This window comes from Pseudoalteromonas sp. NSLLW218, from assembly GCF_015864775.1.
Classification (GTDB): Bacteria; Pseudomonadota; Gammaproteobacteria; order Enterobacterales; family Alteromonadaceae; genus Pseudoalteromonas.
On the sequence record NZ_JADYWO010000002.1, the window covers coordinates 25,482 to 42,488 of the forward strand.

Below are 17,007 nucleotides of genomic sequence, written 5' to 3' on the forward strand. Positions count from 1 at the left end.
GATGAATGCGGGAAATATCGCTAGCAAAAAAATTACTTTGGCTTACTGTTGGAAGTATATTTATCACTGTATTAGTGCTTTCGAGCATTTTGTGGTGGCAGTTATCTGCAAGTAATACCGAACTAGCAAGCAAGTCAGAAGATTATATTGTTGCTGAAGTTGAAGAAAAGTTGAATGCAAATGCAGCAATATATGGTGAAAAAATAGCGGGCTTTATTAACGAAGCTTACCGAGTGCCATACTCTTTAGCTGCGTTATTAGGTGATGCAGCTAAAAGCGAAAGCCTTAGTCGCGATACAGTAGTGAGTATTAATCGCTCTATTTTAGAACAAAATACATTACTATCATCTATTTACTCTCAGTTTGAACCAAATGCGTTTGATGGACAAGATTCAAGCTTTACAACCGGCTATAAGCACTCGGTTAATGGCGATGGTACGCTAGAAGTTTATATAACACGCGATCAGAATAACGTGATTGAGCAGCAAAAAGTAGCTAATGCCGCTGATAAATATATTACCTCACTTAATGAGTTCGGCATTCGTGAAGCACATTGGTACTTGTGTGCAAAAGACACACTCAAGCCTTGTATTATGGAACCGTATTTATACGAAATCCCATCTGGCGATTCAGTAATGCTTACCTCATTAACAGTGCCTATTTTAAAATCGGGTCAGTTTATTGGTTTAGCGGGTGTTGATTTAACACTGCCGACCTTTCAGGCCATGACTGAGGAACTTTCTAAACAGCTTTATAATGGCCAAGCTAAAGTAACCGTGCTTAGCGATATTGGTTTAGTAGTGGGAAGTAGCCATTATAAATCTAAATTAGGGCGCCCATTCAAAGAAGCTGTTAGTTCTAACTTGTTTAAAGAGCTTGAAAAATTTAAGGGCCAAAAAGGCATATTTAAAACATCGTCTGAGTACTTAGTTAATTACCCTATAAATATAAAGCTAGCTAATAGACAGTGGTCTTTACTTATTGAAGTACCTAGTAACTTAGCTTTAGCGGGCCCTGATGCACTGTCACAAGATATGGCCGATACTGCAAACGATTTAGGCGCGATGATTTTAATTACAGGTGCTGTTATTGGCGTTATTGCATTTTTAATAATGAAATTTGTTATTGGTAGCGTGGTTGCGCCTCTTCAGCAAATTCAACAACGTGTAGATAACTTAGCAAGTTCTGAAGGCGATTTAACGCATACACTTCATGTTGAAACTCATGCAGAGCTAATTGCTTTAGCTGGTGGCTTTAATGCCTTTTTATCTAAGTTGCGTATTTTAATTACAGAACTTAAAGATGTGTCTGATCAAACCAAGCAACAAGGTGAAATAGCGCAGCATATAGCTATTGATACTAAGCATAATGTTCAATCTCAATTTCAAGAAATTGAAAGTGTGGTAACGGCTATGAACGAAATGAGCGCAACAGCACTCGAAGTCGCCAGAGCATCAGAGCAATCAGCTCAACAAGCCGATGAAATAAACAGCTTGGTAGTAAGCAGTGAATCGAGCTTATCGTCAGCGATGACACAAGTTAAAACAATGTCTGAAGAAATTAAAGAAGCTAATCAAGCCGTTGAAAAAGTAGCTTCGCGCAGTAAAGACATTACGCAAATATTAGATGTAATTCGTACTATTTCAGAACAAACAAACTTACTTGCTCTTAATGCAGCTATTGAAGCTGCGCGCGCTGGTGAACATGGCCGAGGCTTTGCTGTTGTTGCTGATGAAGTACGTGCACTTGCTTCTAAAACGCGTTCATCAACAGATGACATAAGCCAGTTAATTGATAGCTTATTATCTGAAGTGGGTAATGCGTCTACCGTTATTGAAAAAGGCGTAGTACGTGCGCAAAATGCTGTTGATGAAACATCAGTAGCTTTTGATGCTCTGCACAGTGTTGTCGTTAAAGTTGATGAAATAACCAATCAAATTACACATATTGCAACCGCTGCTGAAGAACAAAGCTTAGTGACCGAAGAAATTAACCGTAATTTAACGCTTATATCTGATGCCGCCTCGCAACTTGCTGACTTATCTACACAAGCGGGGGATAGTAGCGAAGCGCTTAACAAACTTGTTGCGCAGCAAGACTCAGAGCTAAATAAATTAAAAACATAATACTTATTAAGTATTCAGATAAAATAAAAACGGCAGTAATTTAATTACTGCCGTTTTTTATTCAAATTATTGATTGGAAGGTGTTTATAGGCTTTTTATGATCTTGAACATTTGATTGATCATAGGCTGAGCAAGAGACTCTACACCTGGGCGGTTAAAGTAACCACGTAACCCAGTAAATTGAACTTCAAAAAAACGTGCATATTCTTGCGCTGATATATTATTACTCAACTCATTGTTTTCAATTGCTTGCTCAAAAAGAATCGAAAGATAGTTTTCAAACTTATCAGCTAAATCTAAACTTAGTTGATATAAATTGCTATCTTTATCGGCAAACTCGCAATTAGCTTTCACCAACATGCAAATAGCACTCGGTGTACTTTCTTTCTTTGTGACGACATCCTCAACAAAAGCACGTAAACCACCAAGAATGCTGTCTGATGTAGATAGGCATTCTTTAATCTGGCTTTCCATTTGCACTGTGTAGTCTTTTAACGATTCAATATAGAGGCCTTCTTTTGAACCAAAAGCAGAATAGATACTTCCTGGGCGCATGTTTACAACATCTTGTAAATCACGCGTCGAAGTTGCATGAAAACCCTTTTCCCAGAATAGCTGACTTGCAAGGCGGACAACTGTCTCGCGCTCAAACTTCACCTTATTAACCATGTTGTTTCTCAATTAATTTGAACATTTGCTCAATTTTAACTTGAACAGTCGCTCAAAATCAAATATTATGTGTCTCGAAGTTACTTAAACCTAATTATTTATTGGAGCTAAACATGGCAGAATTTACTTTATACACAGCAGATAACGCACCTGAAGAATCAAAATCTCTAATGGCTGATTCAGTAGCTGCATTTGGTATGGTACCTAACTTACACGCAGTAATGGCTGAAGCACCAACATTACTTAAAGGTTACCAAGTACTGCATGAGCTGTTTCAAAAAACATCGTTCAATGCAGAAGAGCTTACAGTGGTATGGCAATCAATTAATGTTGAGCACGCGTGCCATTACTGTGTACCAGCACACAGCGCCATTGCTGCGTCAATGAAAGTTGACCAAGGTATTGTTGATGCACTTGTAAATAAAACACCACTTGAAAATCCTAAGCTAGAAACTCTTCGTGAAACTACACTAGCAATGACACGTGAACGTGGCGTGATCAGTGATGAGCAAATCGAAAAGTTCTTTGCAGCAGGTTACGGCAAGCAGCAACTACTTGAAATTATTGTTGGCTTATCTCAAAAAGTAATGAGCAACTACACTAATCATCTTGCAGATACACCTGTAGATGCACCATTTAAAAAATTCGTAAAATAATTTACGACTTTTAAAGAATGAAATAACAAAAAGGCAGCCTAGGCTGTCTTTTGTATTTATAAATCGCGGCTATTTAAATTTAACCACTTTTGTACTGCGTGTATAAGTACGGCTTTCAGGTTTAGTCCACTCACCCTTTTTAAGATAAGAGGTCGATACAATAAATTTATCGTCTTTCAAATCACTAGTCGATTTAACCTTTGTGATCCCATCTTTGCTGCCTGTTACATCTTCATAAGCGACAAACTGAGTAGGGCTTAATACCTTCATAATCCCTTTTGTATAAAATCCTGCGGTGGTAAAGTAGTAAAATACGAGTGACTGCTTTTTAGTATCGTAAAAAATCATCGACTCGCCACCATACTCACCTTCATTAATTGAGTGCATAGTGCGTATAGCCTTACCATTTAGCGCGCGTTCCCATTTACCCACATCTTGCACAGGTTTTGCACCTTCAGGTACTTTAAAGTCTGCTTGCCACGTTCCTAAGTAAGGTTTAAACACTTCTAGCTCTTTATCAAGGTTACTGGCAGTTTCATTAGCAAAGCTACTAAATGTGCACAAACATAATACTAAGAATAGAGATTTAAAATATGTCATAATTTGACTCTTGTTGTTAGGTTTTTATAAGCCCAGTATAGGTGATAATTAATTGATAAAGAAAATATTAATAACGTTCTCATTACTTTATTTAGCTGCCATTTGGCTGGCTTACCCACTGCAATACTTACCCGTTTATATACCAATATATGTACCTGGTTATATAAGTGTATTAAGTGCTATAACCTTTTTTATGTACGCGTGGGATAAGCGACAAGCTAAACGCTCTTCACATACAAAAGTAAACCGTACACCAGAGCGCGCACTGCAGCTTCTTGCATTATTTGGAGGATGGCCAGGGGCATTAATTGCTCAACAATTACTTCGTCATAAATCGCAAAAGCGACGTTTTATTATTGTGCTGTGGTTATGTGTTTTAGTGAATGTTGCGGCTATGGGGGGATTATATTTTTTTGTGTAGTTTAAAATTATGCCTTTAATACATGTGAAATGTTCAAAGGCATAATTAAAGTTTAGATATTGGACTAGTTAGCCGCTTCAGTTGCTGCTACTTCATCTAAATTTACTGTTAAAATTGTCTTTTTATCGACTACAACCCACTTGCGGTAAGTTAAGTAACCTGGCTTGCTTACTTCAACGTCATACTTACCTTCTTTAAGTTCAATAGCATCTTGGTACACAGGCGCAATGTTCATAATGCGTACGCGTGCATCACTAGGGTTAGTGATTACAGTTAATGAAATAGGTGCTACAGCTTCAACAATTTCTTCTTGTACTTGAACTGCTTCTTCTTTTGCAAGTTGCTGCGTTTCATCTACAGACGATGTAGTTGAACAACCACTTAGTATTAGTAATGCCGCTAGTGCGCTTATCTTTTTCATAGGTACTCCATAAACTCATTTAAATAGTGATAATTACGAAAAATCTTGGAGGAGTTTATGCAAAATGATCGCTCAACCCGTCGTCCTTGACCTTCGTTTGTTAAAACAAAACGTTTGTTAGTTTAATATATTTTTAGTTATTTGGTGATGCTCACGAAATAAAATAGTTGTTTAAAGCATTACATTATCAAGAGATTGAGTAATAGCTTCACTTCTTTCAACTAATTGTTCTGCTGTACGGTACATCTTTCTTTTCATTAACGTATTTGCCATAGTGATATAGCGTCTAGATAATTCTTGTTTTAAAGAAACGAGTAATGAAAAGTCTTTAGGTAATGTTGCAGACTCGGTATTGATTAATTCTTCAAAATCTAATAAATCTTTGTACTCTTCAATCGTCTCTAGTTTTTGTGTGTATCTATCAAATCTAGGACCGTAAAATACGATGGCATCTTCAGTAGGAAAATCAGCTGGCTCACCTAGGTTTACTTTCTTTTGGTAAAGCGTTAAAGCATCTATCGCCGACTCTCTTTTTAGCAGATTGGCAAAGCCAAGTTCGTTTTTTTGATTATTGGTGAAAATAGCTTTACCAACATTAAGTAAAGATTTTTGCGTGATAACATCATCTTCTTCAATAGCTTTATCTAAGGCAAGTTTATAGTTATCAAAATGTACTTCAGACGGGCGATAAACGTAGGTGCTATCGACTACACTTAAATCATTGATTAATTGTGGAATACTATTATTGTCCAGTTCACTATAGCGAGATTGCTCAAGTAACAAATCAATACGAGAAGTAATATCTGAAATTATTGATTGGCGCTCTCTTAAAATGCTTTCGAGTTGTACCGATAGCTTTTCTGAATCTGGGTAATACTCCAAGGCCTTACTATAAACATTAATTGTTTCATCAAAGTCTTTAAACTTGTTAGCGCTTGTATTGATTTGATTCGCTCTGTAATCAAAACGTTGTAGAATATTAGCTTGATTAGATCTTAATAAGCCTTGTTTTAATACCTCGTATTGAGGTGGGATTTCTGCAAGCTTGTTTAGAATCTCCGGTCCATTCCAAGACATCCATGTTTCTACTTGTTGGTTTATTGCTTTTGCATTATCTAATTTAGCTTCAAGCTGCTTTATATTATTTGTATTTGATAGATAGTATTGACCAGCCAAAAGGGCTAACACAACAGTACTGGCTGCAAGTGCTATTGCCGGTTTAAAGTTACTTTGAAGCTTATCTAAAACAGGCTTTAACGAATCAGTTCTTTTTGCTGCATCTAAAGAAATTGCTTTATTAAGCGTGCCCCACAACCATAAAGGGCAGTTACTAGGGCGTTTTGCCGATGTATCTTTAGGGAGTGTGTCTGCTGCAACGCGATTATATGGATGTTTGCTACTCAATAATTCTAGGGCAATACACGCATAAGAAAAAACGTCATCTTTAACGGATGCTGCAGCACCTTTAAGTTGTTCAGGACTTGCATAAGTTGGTGTATAGCCCCCTACAGTACCTAAGCTTGATTCGCTTTTAACTGCATAGGCATCTTCAATGGTTTTGTGTTTTGCAATGCCAAAGTCGAGTACCTTAAGGCTACCATTAGAATCGAAAATTATATTTGATGGTTTTAAATCGTTATGAATAACGCCACGAGAATGGGCATAAATTAATGCATCGGCAAGTTGGTTAAGAATTACATTCGCTTTTTTGAAAACCATTCCAGAGGGTTTATTGCGCTTGATTATTTGCTCAAGCGTTTCGCCTTCTACTAATTCCATGGTTACATAATGTAAACCATTATCAGAGCCTGCAGAATATACTTTTACAATATTAGGGTGAGAGAGCTGTTGTGTTTTAGTTGTTTCATCTTTAAGAAGTGAAATAGCTTCTTCAGAATGAGAAAACTCTTCTAACAATACTTTAATCGCTACAAAAACTTCAGGACGACTCGCACTTTCTAAAAATAAATCTCTGGCTCGGTAAATGTAACACATACCACCTTGGCCAATAAGTTCTTCAACTAAGTAGCGATCCGATACTTTTTTACCAATAAGGTTTAATTTATTTATTGCTTTTGACGTGCGAAGTTTTGAGTCAAGTGAAGCTATCTGCGTTTTATCATTAGAACTGTTGACACCGCTCATTATAAATCCTTTTATTGTGCATATTAAAATAATCGCAAAGGTGAGTTTTTTATTTTTATCAATTCTCCCTTTGATAAGTGCCGTATTTTTACAAAAATTAGCTAACTTAGCAATGTTTCTATAGCAGAACTTTCGTACAAAACTTTAAAAAATTTAGAGCTTTTATAGTAATTTTTGAAATATCGTTTAATTGCTATTTGTTTTTATAAACAGTGTAGGCCTACAGGCATTGCTTTATAACACTTCTATGTGCTTAAAATGAATAAAATGTAATGCTAATTATTAAATAGCAATTTTTTAAATGGGAACATACAAAATATCTTTTGTAAGTTTTGAAAGGGCTTTTTTATAGAGGTTTTGTTTAATTTAATTTATTTAAATTTGAGCTTTTGTATGGTTGAGTATATTTTTATATATTAATTTCAATGTTGACAATAGTTTCTCTTCTACTTTATCCTAATGAGAATGTAGATTTATGGGACTAACTTATCAAATGGAACTGATACTAAACATCACTAGTTATCATAGACTCTCTCCAGAAATTGAAGCAACTAAAACAGTAAAAGACTCTCTAATATTTGGCCGTTCAGAAGTATGTGATTGGCATTTTCCGGATCCTGAAAAAATCATTTCTAGTAAGCACGGACGCATAGTAAAAGAGGGTGATTCCTTTTATGTTTACGACACATCTACAAATGGTACTTTTGTAAATTTTGGCGTAGCTCCATTAGGTCAAGGTAATAAACAACGCTTGTCGGATAGTGATACGATCACCGTGGGTGATTTTCAAATAGAGGTGAAATTAGCTACTAATGAAAAAACACCTGATACCGATTATGGTAATTTAAGTGCAGCAGCTAGTATTAGCAAAGAGCCAGCAAGATCTTATCAGCATCCTACTGAGCATTTTTCTGATCCAGAACAGTACTTTAATGAATCAATAATGGATGAGTCTATGCCTGCGGTTTCTATGACTCAGGCAGCTGACGATAATTCAGCAAACCAAATACCTGAGAACTGGGATGAGCTTGCTCACTTAATGAACCCTGGCGCTGTAACTCAACAAGCACCCGTTGTAAGTAAACCACAACAAAAACCAGCTGTTGAACAGCAAATTTCAGTTAATACACCAGTACTAGATACGCCTGTAACTAAACCTCAAGCAGTAAAGCCTGCTCATAAACCAGTAGTGCAAAAAAATCCAACATCACATAATGAAGACACCGCTTTAACTGATGCTTTTTTAAACGGGCTGGGGGTTAAAGCTGAGTTACAAAATTCATTAAACTCACAAGAACTTTGGTTTGAAATGGGCCAAGGGTTAAATCTATTACTGACCGAGTTGATGGAGTCTCTTCGCCAAAGAGCGCTTGTAAAAAACCAATTGCGTTTAAACCAAACGATGTTTCAAACTCAACAAAATAACCCAATTAAGTTTTCGGCAGATATTGATGACGTTATTCAGAATTTATTCATCAGAAATAGTGCAAGCTTCCTGTCGTCTCAAGAATCAATCAAAGAAAGCTTTGTTGATACGCGAAGACATGAACATGCTTTATTAGCAGGAGCTGACGGCGTATTAAAAGGGATGTTAGAGCAAGTTTCTCCCCAACATATAAATCAACAAATAAATGATAATTCTAACGTATTAAAAATCATCCCTGGCCAAACAGAGTCTAAGTGCTGGAAGTTATACCAAAATTTATATGATGAGTTATCTCATGATGTAAATAGTAAGGGAGCTATGGCATTGTCGGATGATTTCTTAAAAGCATACAACGATAGAATTAAAGAATCGTTCTAGAAAGGAAAGTAGATAATGAACAAATTTAAGCTCTTTTTAATGAGTTTCAGTTTACTGTTTTTAGCCATGGGTTGTTCAACTGTTAATAAGTTTGTGCCTCCTTCTACGGATCTAAAAATTAATGTGTCTAAAAATGTAAACCCAGACACGTCGGATAGACCTTCACCGGTAGTAATGAAAATTTTTGAGTTGAGCTCGAGGACAATTTTTGATACTCAGGATTTCTTTAGCTTGTATGAAACACCTGAAAAACAATTAGGCCCAGACTTATTAAAGAAAGATGAATTAGAATTACAGCCAAACTCTGTTCAAGAATATAAAATGACCTTAAACCGCAATACACGATATGTTGGTGTTGTTGTAGCGTACAGAAATATAGATCAAGCACGATGGAGAGCTGTAATCGAAGTTGACCCAACTGGCTATGACGATATAGATGTAAATGTTGAAGCAATTGCTACATACATGAGAGAGCAATAAAAAGGATTTGTATAATGAGTGATAACACTCGTGTTGCCTGGACCGAAGGGATGTTCTTAAGGCCGCAACACTTTCAGCAGTCAGATAAGCACTTTTCGCATTTAATTAAGCAAATTTGTAATGGGAACTTAGCAGATCCTTGGGGCATACTTGATATAAGTATTGACACTCAACTATTAAGTTCAGGCCAGTTTGCTATTGAGTCATTGTCAGCTATTACTCCTGATTTGTTACCTATCGATATGCCTCAATCAACCTCTTTGCCTGAGCCTTTAGTGGTTGGCAAAGATGTTTATGACGAAATAATTTATTTAGCGGTTCCTGCTCTAAAAGCCAGTGGTATTAATATTTCATCGTTGGATGAGGATATTGTTACGCGTTATAAACTTAATGACTTATCAGTAAGCGATGACTCTTTAGGTGCGCAAGCTCAAGAAATTATTCAAGTAGCTAAGGTATTTAGTAAGCTAGTATTGTCATCAGACGATCACGCTGGCTATATATTATTGCCATTAGCACGCATTGTTGAAGTAAGTAGCGAAGGGCAAATTAAGCTCGATTCAAAGTATATTCCAGCTTCATTAAAAGTAGGTCAGTGTAAGCCATTACTTGGTCTAGTGAGAGAAATTGGCTCAATGATAAAGCAGCGCTCAGAAAGTATCGCTGTTAGGTTGTGCCAAGGCTATGCGGGGAGCACATCTGTAGCTGATTTTATTATGCTGCAAACACTAAATAAGTATGACGCTGTTTTTGAAAACCTGTTATCAGTTAATAACCTTCACCCAAATATTCTTTATACACGTTTAATAGAGCTTGCAGGTGAGCTATCTACTTTTAGTACAGTAAACAAAAGAGTACCTAAATTACCTAAGTACGATCATAAAAATTTAGGTCCTGTATTTAGTGAAGTCGTAAACTTTTTATATCAATCTTTAAGTCATGTAATCGAGCAAACTGCAACAGAAATAAAGCTAGAGCAGAGCAAGTTTGGTATTTCTTTTGGTGCGCTCAAAGACAAATCTGTACTTAGCTCAGGTCAATTTATATTGGCTATTAAGGCGAGTGTTCCTCACGAAGAGCTTCGTAAGATATTACCTTCTCAAATAAAAATAGGTAGCGTTGAGACGATCCGAGATTTAGTAAACAATCAGATCCCAGGTATTACAATCAGTAACTTACCAACTGCACCGCGTCAAATTCCTTACCATGCAGGTTTTCATTATTTTGAATTAAATAAACATGGTGAGCATTGGGCAAAACTTCATTCAAGTGGTGGTATTGCTATTCACTTGTCAGGAAGTTACCCCGAGTTACAACTAAGCCTATGGGCAATAAGAACTTAACTTTTAAAAGGAAGAGTTTCAATGGACGAAACCATTATAAAACCACGTCCTGGTCGATTAGGGCGTGATGCCTCAAATAATAATCAAGTAGATAATGATCCAGACAAAACAGTCATGTCTGTTGAGCCTGTTGCAAGTAGTATTCCTAGTAATGCAAAGGTATCTATATTTAAAAACCCATTAATGGAAGCAGCAACAGACTGCTTTTCATTGGTTATTTCAATTAGAAAATCAGTTGAGATGACTAACTTAGCTGCTTTAAAGCATCGATGTGTAGAGGCTATTAAACGCTTTGAAGTCGAAGTTCGTAATCAAAACCTATCAAAAGATGTAATCAAAAACTCCCGTTATTGCTTATGTGCAATTTTAGATGAGTCTGTTTTAAATTCTAAATGGAGCTCTATGGAATGGGCTGACGAAAGCTTGCTTTCAACATTTCATAAAGAGACCTTTGGCGGAGAGTACTTTTATACTTTACTAGACAATGCATTGTCTCAGCCAGAGCAACACAAAGCCTTTTTAGAGCTTCAGTACCACTGTTTAAATTTAGGTTTTAAAGGTAAGTACAGGTTAGATACTGTGGGTGATAATAAAGTAGAAGAATACCGCTCACAAATGTACCACCTATTAAATCAATTAGATGGGCCAATCAATAATAAGCTTTCTCCTAACTGGAAGCAAAGAGTAGCCGCTGGTGTAGAATTAAGAAATCAGGTGCCGTTGTGGGTTATTTTTTCTGTTCTGGGCTTACTTTTACTTACTGTTTATTTATTTATAAATATGAAGCTAAATGATGATGTTACGGCTGTTAATGACAAGCTTGCTATCATTCATCCTCTAGCTGAAGACCAAGCAATAGACAAAAAGGATCAGCAGCTACTTGTATTAGAGCAGCTATTACAAACTGAGATTCAAATGGGGATTGTAACGATAAAGAAAAATATCGATAGAATCAGAATCTCTATTAATAGTGAGAGCCTTTTTAACCAAGGTGACTCTAAATTATTACCTTCATTTCAACCTATTTTAGAAAAGCTAGCATTGAGCCTTGAAGGAACTAAAGGACGTATTTTAATAACTGGCCACACAGACGATACACCAATTAGAACTGATAAATATCCTTCAAATTGGCACCTTTCTTTAGCGCGCGCAACGCAAGTTGCAAACTCTATGGCTAAAAGTACAAACCTCAGTGGGCGTTTATGGCCCGAAGGTAAGGGCGCAGCAGAGCCTATTGCCAGTAATTCAGATTCAGCTTCTCGGTCACTTAACCGACGAATTGAAATCGATTTATTATTTTAAGAGGCTGAAATGAGTTTTTCACAAAAAATAAAAAAAGTGACCTACGCACTTACATCTCGTACGGCAATGCTAGTTATTGGCTTTTTGGCTTTATCATTACTAATTTGGTTTGGCGGCCCATTAATAGCGATAGCTGACTATGTACCACTACAAAGTATTGCAGCAAGACTGTTTACTATTATATTGGTTTTATTGGTTTTTTCTGTGTCTAAAATTTATCGTCTTATGCAACAAAGCAAACGAGACGAAAAAATGGCTGATGAGTTAATTGATAGTAATAGCGATACAAATAGCTCTGAAGTAAATGAAGAAATTACCACGCTTAAAACGCGAATGAACGAAGCTATCGATCTTTTAAAAGATGTAAAGCTGTTCAAAGGTAAAAACATTTACCAGCTGCCTTGGTACATAATGATAGGACCGCCAGGGGCTGGCAAAACTACCGTTATTCATAACTCAGGGCTTGATTACCCACTAAAAGATAAGCTGGGTGTTGATTTAGTTCATGGTGTTGGCGGTACGCGTAATTGTGATTGGTGGTTTACCAATAAAGCTGTTTTAATTGACACTGCAGGGCGCTACACAACGCAAAGCAGCCACGCAAAGCATGATTCACGTGCATGGGAAGGCTTTTTAGGATTACTTCGTAAGTACCGTCCTCTTAGGCCGATTAATGGTGTAATGATCAGTATGGGTATTTCTGAGCTTATGAGCCAGACCAAAACTGAGAGAAACCTACATGCTCGCGCTATTAAACAACGATTACAAGAGCTACAAAGCCAATTAGGCATGACTTTTCCTGTTTACGTTATTTTTTCTAAAGTTGATTTAATAGAAGGCTTTAGAGAGTTTTTTGGCGAATTAACTGAAGAAGAATGTGAGCAGGTCTGGGGCGTAACCTTTGAACTTGATTTAGATAAAGACACGCAAGTAGATGCATTTAATAAAGAATTTCACACATTAATTTCTAAATTAACCGAGATGTTAAATCGTAGATTAATTAATGAAAGAAACGAAGAAATTCGCGCTAAAATATTCGAATTCCCAAGGCAGCTTCGTGTGCTACAAGGTGTAGGAGATGCTTTTTTAAAAGAAATATTCACTCCTAATGCATACGAAGAACTACCAATGTTTCGTGGTGTTTATCTTACAAGTGCAACGCAAGAAGGTACGCCATCAAGCTTTTTAAACGAAGCAAACGCAGGCGAATCTGGATACATTAACCAATCTAAAAGCTTTTTTATAAAGAATGTATTAGAAGGTGTAATTTTTCCAGAGCAAAACTTAGCAAGCACTAACAAACATCATGACAAACAAAATAAATGGCTTCGTGTTGGTAGCATATCGCTTGCATGCATAGCTTTATTTGGTTTTTCAACATCGTGGTACTTTAGTTTTGCTTGGAATAGTAACTTAATTTCAGAGACTGAGGATGCGATTGCAACGTACCAAGAGCTTGATACCGCCTCATTTGATCGTAATAACTTATTGGTACTAAACGACAGATTAAAAGCTCTTAGAAACTTACCTGCAAGCAACCCTGAACTTGTTAATACACAAGAGTCTAAATCAATTGGGTTTAACAAACTAAATGAAATAAAAATGGCTTCTACACAAGCCTACGACCGTTCATTGCAAACGTATTTAGAACCGTTTATTGCAAGTACCTTAATTAAAGAAATGGAAGCTCATCCTGAGCACTTGAGTTATTTATACGAAACACTGAAGTGTTACCTCATGTTGTTTCAGCCTGAATACTTTGAAGGCGAAGATATAACGGTATGGTTTAACGCGTATTTAGAACGTAATTTACCAGGCGATAAAAATATGCAAACCAGAGTAGAGCTGATGGAGCATGTTGCTACATTACTTGAAAACGGTGTTAGCCAAATTGAAATTGATAATCAAGCAGTGCGTGTTGCACGAGCTGAGCTAACTAAGCTACCAATTGCTGAGCGAGCATACCAACGACTTCAAGCCGACTTCTTAGATAGCAGTATCCCGCCATTTAGGCTTACAGATATTATTAGTTTCGAAAGTGCGCAAAAATTTACTTTTAGAAATGACGGTGAGCTTACGCGAAGTATCCCTGGCTTATATACATTTAATGGTTTCCACGGCATTTTTAATGTTGAGAAAAGTAAAATGCTTGGTAATTTAATGGCAAGTAGCTGGGTGTATGGTGAAGAGGCCACGGGTACCTACGATATTTCTAAAGATGAAATAGAGAAAAAGCTAGAGCAGCGATATTTTCAAGATTATATCTATTATTGGCAATCATTTATTGATGATTTGAGCCTTAATCAATATAGCTCTCCTGCTGAGGGGGTTAATATCACTGATGCTCTAGCGGGTTCTGAAGCTCCTATTAAAAATATTATCACTGCTGTTCAAAAAAATGTGCAGCTAACTAAATTACCAGTATCTGATAATCAAAAGGCTGCAGGTAAAGTGGCAGCAAATGCTGCTGAAATTGCTATGCAAACAAAGGCTAATCGTATCAAACGATTTTTACCTGACGAAGCCCCTAAATTTGATATTAAATTACCGGGTCATCAAGTTGAAGAAGCTTTTGAAGATGTAATAAATATTGATGCTCAACAATTAGATAATATTCAGAAAAACCTAAGAGAGTTAAACGTTTACTTAACCAAACTTGATAGAGGCGATCAGTTAAAGTCGTCAATTAAAGATCAAATTAGCGGTAAAAGTAAGCCAAGCTTTATTCGTCAACTTGAGTTCCAAAGCCGAGACTTACCTTATCCGTTTAATAGTTGGTTGTTAGATATCAGTCGTGATACTAGCAATATAACTAAAAATAGTGCCAACAGACACTTAAACGAGATGTGGAAAAGTAAGGTGTTACGCGAATATAACGCTGCAATTGTTGGCCGTTATCCGTTCTCTCCATACGCAGATAAAGAAGTGAATATGAAAGATTTCACTCGATTCTTCGGCCCTGGAGGAACAATTGATAGCTTTTTCACAAACTATATTGCGCCAAGTGTAGATATGAGCTCAACGCCATGGAAATTTGAAAAAGATATAGGCATTAGCCGAGATACATTAGCGATGTTTGAGCTTGCTAATCAAATTCAAACTGTCTTTTTTGATGGCGGTAGTGCAACACCAAGAATTGAGTTTGGTTTAAGGACTGTAGAATTAGATCAATCAGTATCAAAGTTCAGGGTCGAAATTGATGGGCAATCTATGTCATATCGTCATGGGCCAATCAAAATAACTAACTTTGTATGGCCAGGATCAACAGGGCAAAGTAATACTCGGATTGAATTTACTCCTCCAAGTGGTGGTCGCCCTATTAATACAACTTACCAAGGTGAATGGTCGCTATATCGTATGTTAGACGAGTTAAGTGCTAAAAGAGCAAAAACACGTGAAGACTTAGAGTTACATTTTTCACTCATGGGGAACAATGCGAAAGTCGAGTTATTGCCTAAATCAATCAGGCATCCATTTTGGAACAAAAGTGTAGAGAAGTTTTCATGTCCGACCCGATTATAAATATTGGTTATCTTGGCAAAGTGCCTAGTTTAGGTGACTTTGTACAAGATAATGTATCGAAAGAGTTTTCAGAGCATTGGGAGCAATGGCTGCAAGCAGCCATTGCAGTGAGTAAAGAGCAACTAGGTGAAGTATGGCAAGATAACTACTTAACCGGACCAGTATGGCACTTTGCATTATCGCCAAATATTGTTGGTGACAAAGGGGTTATGGGTACGTTGTTTCCGAGTATGGATGCCGTGGGACGACATTACCCTTTTACTGTTGCAAGTACACTAGAGCATGCACCGATTGATGTTTTAAACTCGGGTGTGTTCTCTTTAGAGTATGAAGATACTGTATTAAAAGTTCTAGATAGTTCCGTTGATTTGTTTTCTTGGCGTAAAGAGGTTGCTAAGTCTTTAAGTGCTATATCTGGAGTTAAAAAGCAGGTTAGCTTTTTAAATTCAGCAGATAAAAATAAAAGTGCAGAAGCATTTGAGTTTTCAGGTGATGAGCTATCGAGTGAAGTTCTTCAAGATGCAATGCATGCTCTTTTATTAAAAAGACATGGCGATTACAGTGTTTGGTGGACGCATGGCTCTTGCAACATAAAACCAATGGTACTTATAACTCCTGGCTTGCCTGCGGTAAATCAAGTTGCGGCAATGTTAGATGGAAGGTGGAAACACTGGGAATGGAATTTTACACAGGTAAGAAATAGTGATTAGCAAGTTTAGTACAAGTTATGCAATTACCCATCGTGGTGCTGTCAGGCAGCTTAACGAGGATGCGCATGTAGAAATAAACAGCCATAACTTATGGGTTGTCGCAGATGGGATGGGTGGTCACGAGGCTGGTGAAGTTGCCAGCCAACTTGTTGTAGATGTATTAAGAGCAAAAATTGAAGAGCTTCCACTTGAAAAACTAGAAGTATCACACATAGTTGAAGCCATTGAAGATGCTAATAGGCAATTAAACGAATACAGTGCCCAATATCTAGGTAGTAAAACCGCGGGCAGTACAGTTACCGCATTATTTTTAAAAAATAATAAGTACTATGTTTTGTGGGTTGGCGATAGCAGAGCTTACATGCTGCGAGATGGTCAACTTAGGCAAATATCAAGAGATCACAGCCAAGTAAATGATTTAATCGATGAAGGGATTATCTCAGTAGAAGAAGCTAAGACGCATCCATTATCAAATGTAATCACAAGGGCTGTAGGTGTAACCGAAGAAGTAAAAGTGGACGTTATTCAAAATGAAGTGAAAACAGGCGATATATTTTTACTTTGTTCAGATGGGCTCACCGGCGAATTGTCAGATGAAGACATATGTTTGTCATTAGAGCCAAGTAGTATTATTGATTCAGGAATGGCGTTAATGCACTCATCATTAGTGAGAGGTGCAAGAGACAACGTAACGTGTATTTTAATAAAGTACGATGAAAGTTATGCTGGCAATAATTCAGAAACATTCAACATTCAAGATGAAGCTACAATTCCATTGTTTTCAAGGTAGCTCTATTTTAAAATGAAA

The 17,007-nt window shown here is 36.9% G+C and carries 14 protein-coding genes; 10 read left to right on the plus strand and 4 right to left on the minus strand.

Translation table 11 applies throughout. The features are described from left to right. Positions 1-5: 5 nt before the first annotated feature. Entirely contained in the window at positions 6-2,126 is a 2,121-nt protein-coding gene (locus I6E80_RS02875; RefSeq protein ID WP_024598477.1) for a methyl-accepting chemotaxis protein, read from the plus strand. Positions 2,127-2,210: 84 nt separating this feature from the next. Here the strand turns inward: I6E80_RS02875 and I6E80_RS02880 are convergent, their stop codons facing one another. Beyond that, positions 2,211-2,795 carry a TetR/AcrR family transcriptional regulator gene (locus tag I6E80_RS02880; RefSeq protein WP_197184737.1) on the minus strand — a complete coding sequence of 195 codons (585 nt, stop codon included), beginning with the start codon at positions 2,793-2,795 and terminating at the stop codon, positions 2,211-2,213. A gap of 113 nt (positions 2,796-2,908) precedes the next feature. On the opposite strand from I6E80_RS02880, the gene I6E80_RS02885 reads away from it, so the two are divergent. Beyond that, entirely contained in the window at positions 2,909-3,451 is a 543-nt protein-coding gene (locus tag I6E80_RS02885; protein WP_024598479.1) for a carboxymuconolactone decarboxylase family protein, read from the plus strand. A 69-nt stretch (positions 3,452-3,520) separates the two neighbouring features. On the opposite strand, the gene I6E80_RS02890 is transcribed toward I6E80_RS02885, so the two are convergent. Then, complete coding sequence (locus I6E80_RS02890) at positions 3,521-4,051, minus strand: hypothetical protein (RefSeq protein WP_024598480.1); 531 nt, start codon at positions 4,049-4,051, stop codon at positions 3,521-3,523. 52 nt (positions 4,052-4,103) lie between these two features. Between I6E80_RS02890 and I6E80_RS02895 the strand changes: the two genes are divergently transcribed. Continuing rightward, entirely contained in the window at positions 4,104-4,472 is a 369-nt protein-coding gene (locus tag I6E80_RS02895) for a DUF1294 domain-containing protein (RefSeq protein ID WP_197184738.1), read from the plus strand. A 64-nt stretch (positions 4,473-4,536) separates the two neighbouring features. Here I6E80_RS02895 and I6E80_RS02900 read toward each other — a convergent pair whose 3' ends face one another. Both I6E80_RS02900 and I6E80_RS02905 read right to left on the minus strand, forming a co-directional pair. Continuing rightward, complete coding sequence (locus I6E80_RS02900) at positions 4,537-4,893, minus strand: PEGA domain-containing protein (RefSeq protein ID WP_024595403.1); 357 nt, start codon at positions 4,891-4,893, stop codon at positions 4,537-4,539. A 171-nt stretch (positions 4,894-5,064) separates the two neighbouring features. After that, positions 5,065-7,038 (minus strand): serine/threonine-protein kinase, encoded by a 1,974-nt coding sequence (locus tag I6E80_RS02905; protein WP_197184739.1) that lies wholly within the window; start codon positions 7,036-7,038, stop codon positions 5,065-5,067. Positions 7,039-7,531: 493 nt separating this feature from the next. Between I6E80_RS02905 and tagH the strand changes: the two genes are divergently transcribed. The 7 genes from tagH to I6E80_RS02940 are packed head-to-tail and all read left to right on the plus strand — an operon-like array spanning position 7,532 to position 16,989. Continuing rightward, complete coding sequence (gene tagH / locus I6E80_RS02910; RefSeq protein ID WP_197184740.1) at positions 7,532-8,842, plus strand: type VI secretion system-associated FHA domain protein TagH; 1,311 nt, start codon at positions 7,532-7,534, stop codon at positions 8,840-8,842. 15 nt (positions 8,843-8,857) lie between these two features. Then, entirely contained in the window at positions 8,858-9,322 is a 465-nt protein-coding gene (tssJ, locus tag I6E80_RS02915; RefSeq protein WP_024598484.1) for a type VI secretion system lipoprotein TssJ, read from the plus strand. A gap of 14 nt (positions 9,323-9,336) precedes the next feature. Further along, a complete protein-coding gene (tssK, locus tag I6E80_RS02920) occupies positions 9,337-10,665 on the plus strand; it encodes a type VI secretion system baseplate subunit TssK (protein ID WP_076924340.1) in 1,329 nt (442 codons plus the stop codon). Positions 10,666-10,686: 21 nt separating this feature from the next. Next, positions 10,687-11,967, plus strand: a complete 1,281-nt coding sequence (tssL, locus tag I6E80_RS02925; protein WP_076924339.1) for a type VI secretion system protein TssL, long form — start codon at positions 10,687-10,689, stop codon at positions 11,965-11,967. A 9-nt stretch (positions 11,968-11,976) separates the two neighbouring features. After that, positions 11,977-15,489 (plus strand): type VI secretion system membrane subunit TssM, encoded by a 3,513-nt coding sequence (gene tssM / locus I6E80_RS02930; protein ID WP_197184741.1) that lies wholly within the window; start codon positions 11,977-11,979, stop codon positions 15,487-15,489. Beyond that, complete coding sequence (gene tagF, locus I6E80_RS02935) at positions 15,471-16,199, plus strand: type VI secretion system-associated protein TagF (RefSeq protein WP_197184742.1); 729 nt, start codon at positions 15,471-15,473, stop codon at positions 16,197-16,199. Before tssM ends, tagF begins: the two co-directional genes overlap by 19 nt. Next, positions 16,192-16,989, plus strand: coding sequence for a PP2C family serine/threonine-protein phosphatase (locus tag I6E80_RS02940; protein WP_076924336.1), 798 nt, complete (start codon positions 16,192-16,194; stop codon positions 16,987-16,989). The genes tagF and I6E80_RS02940 overlap by 8 nt, the downstream gene beginning before the upstream one ends. The last annotated feature ends 18 nt before the right edge of the window (positions 16,990-17,007 follow it).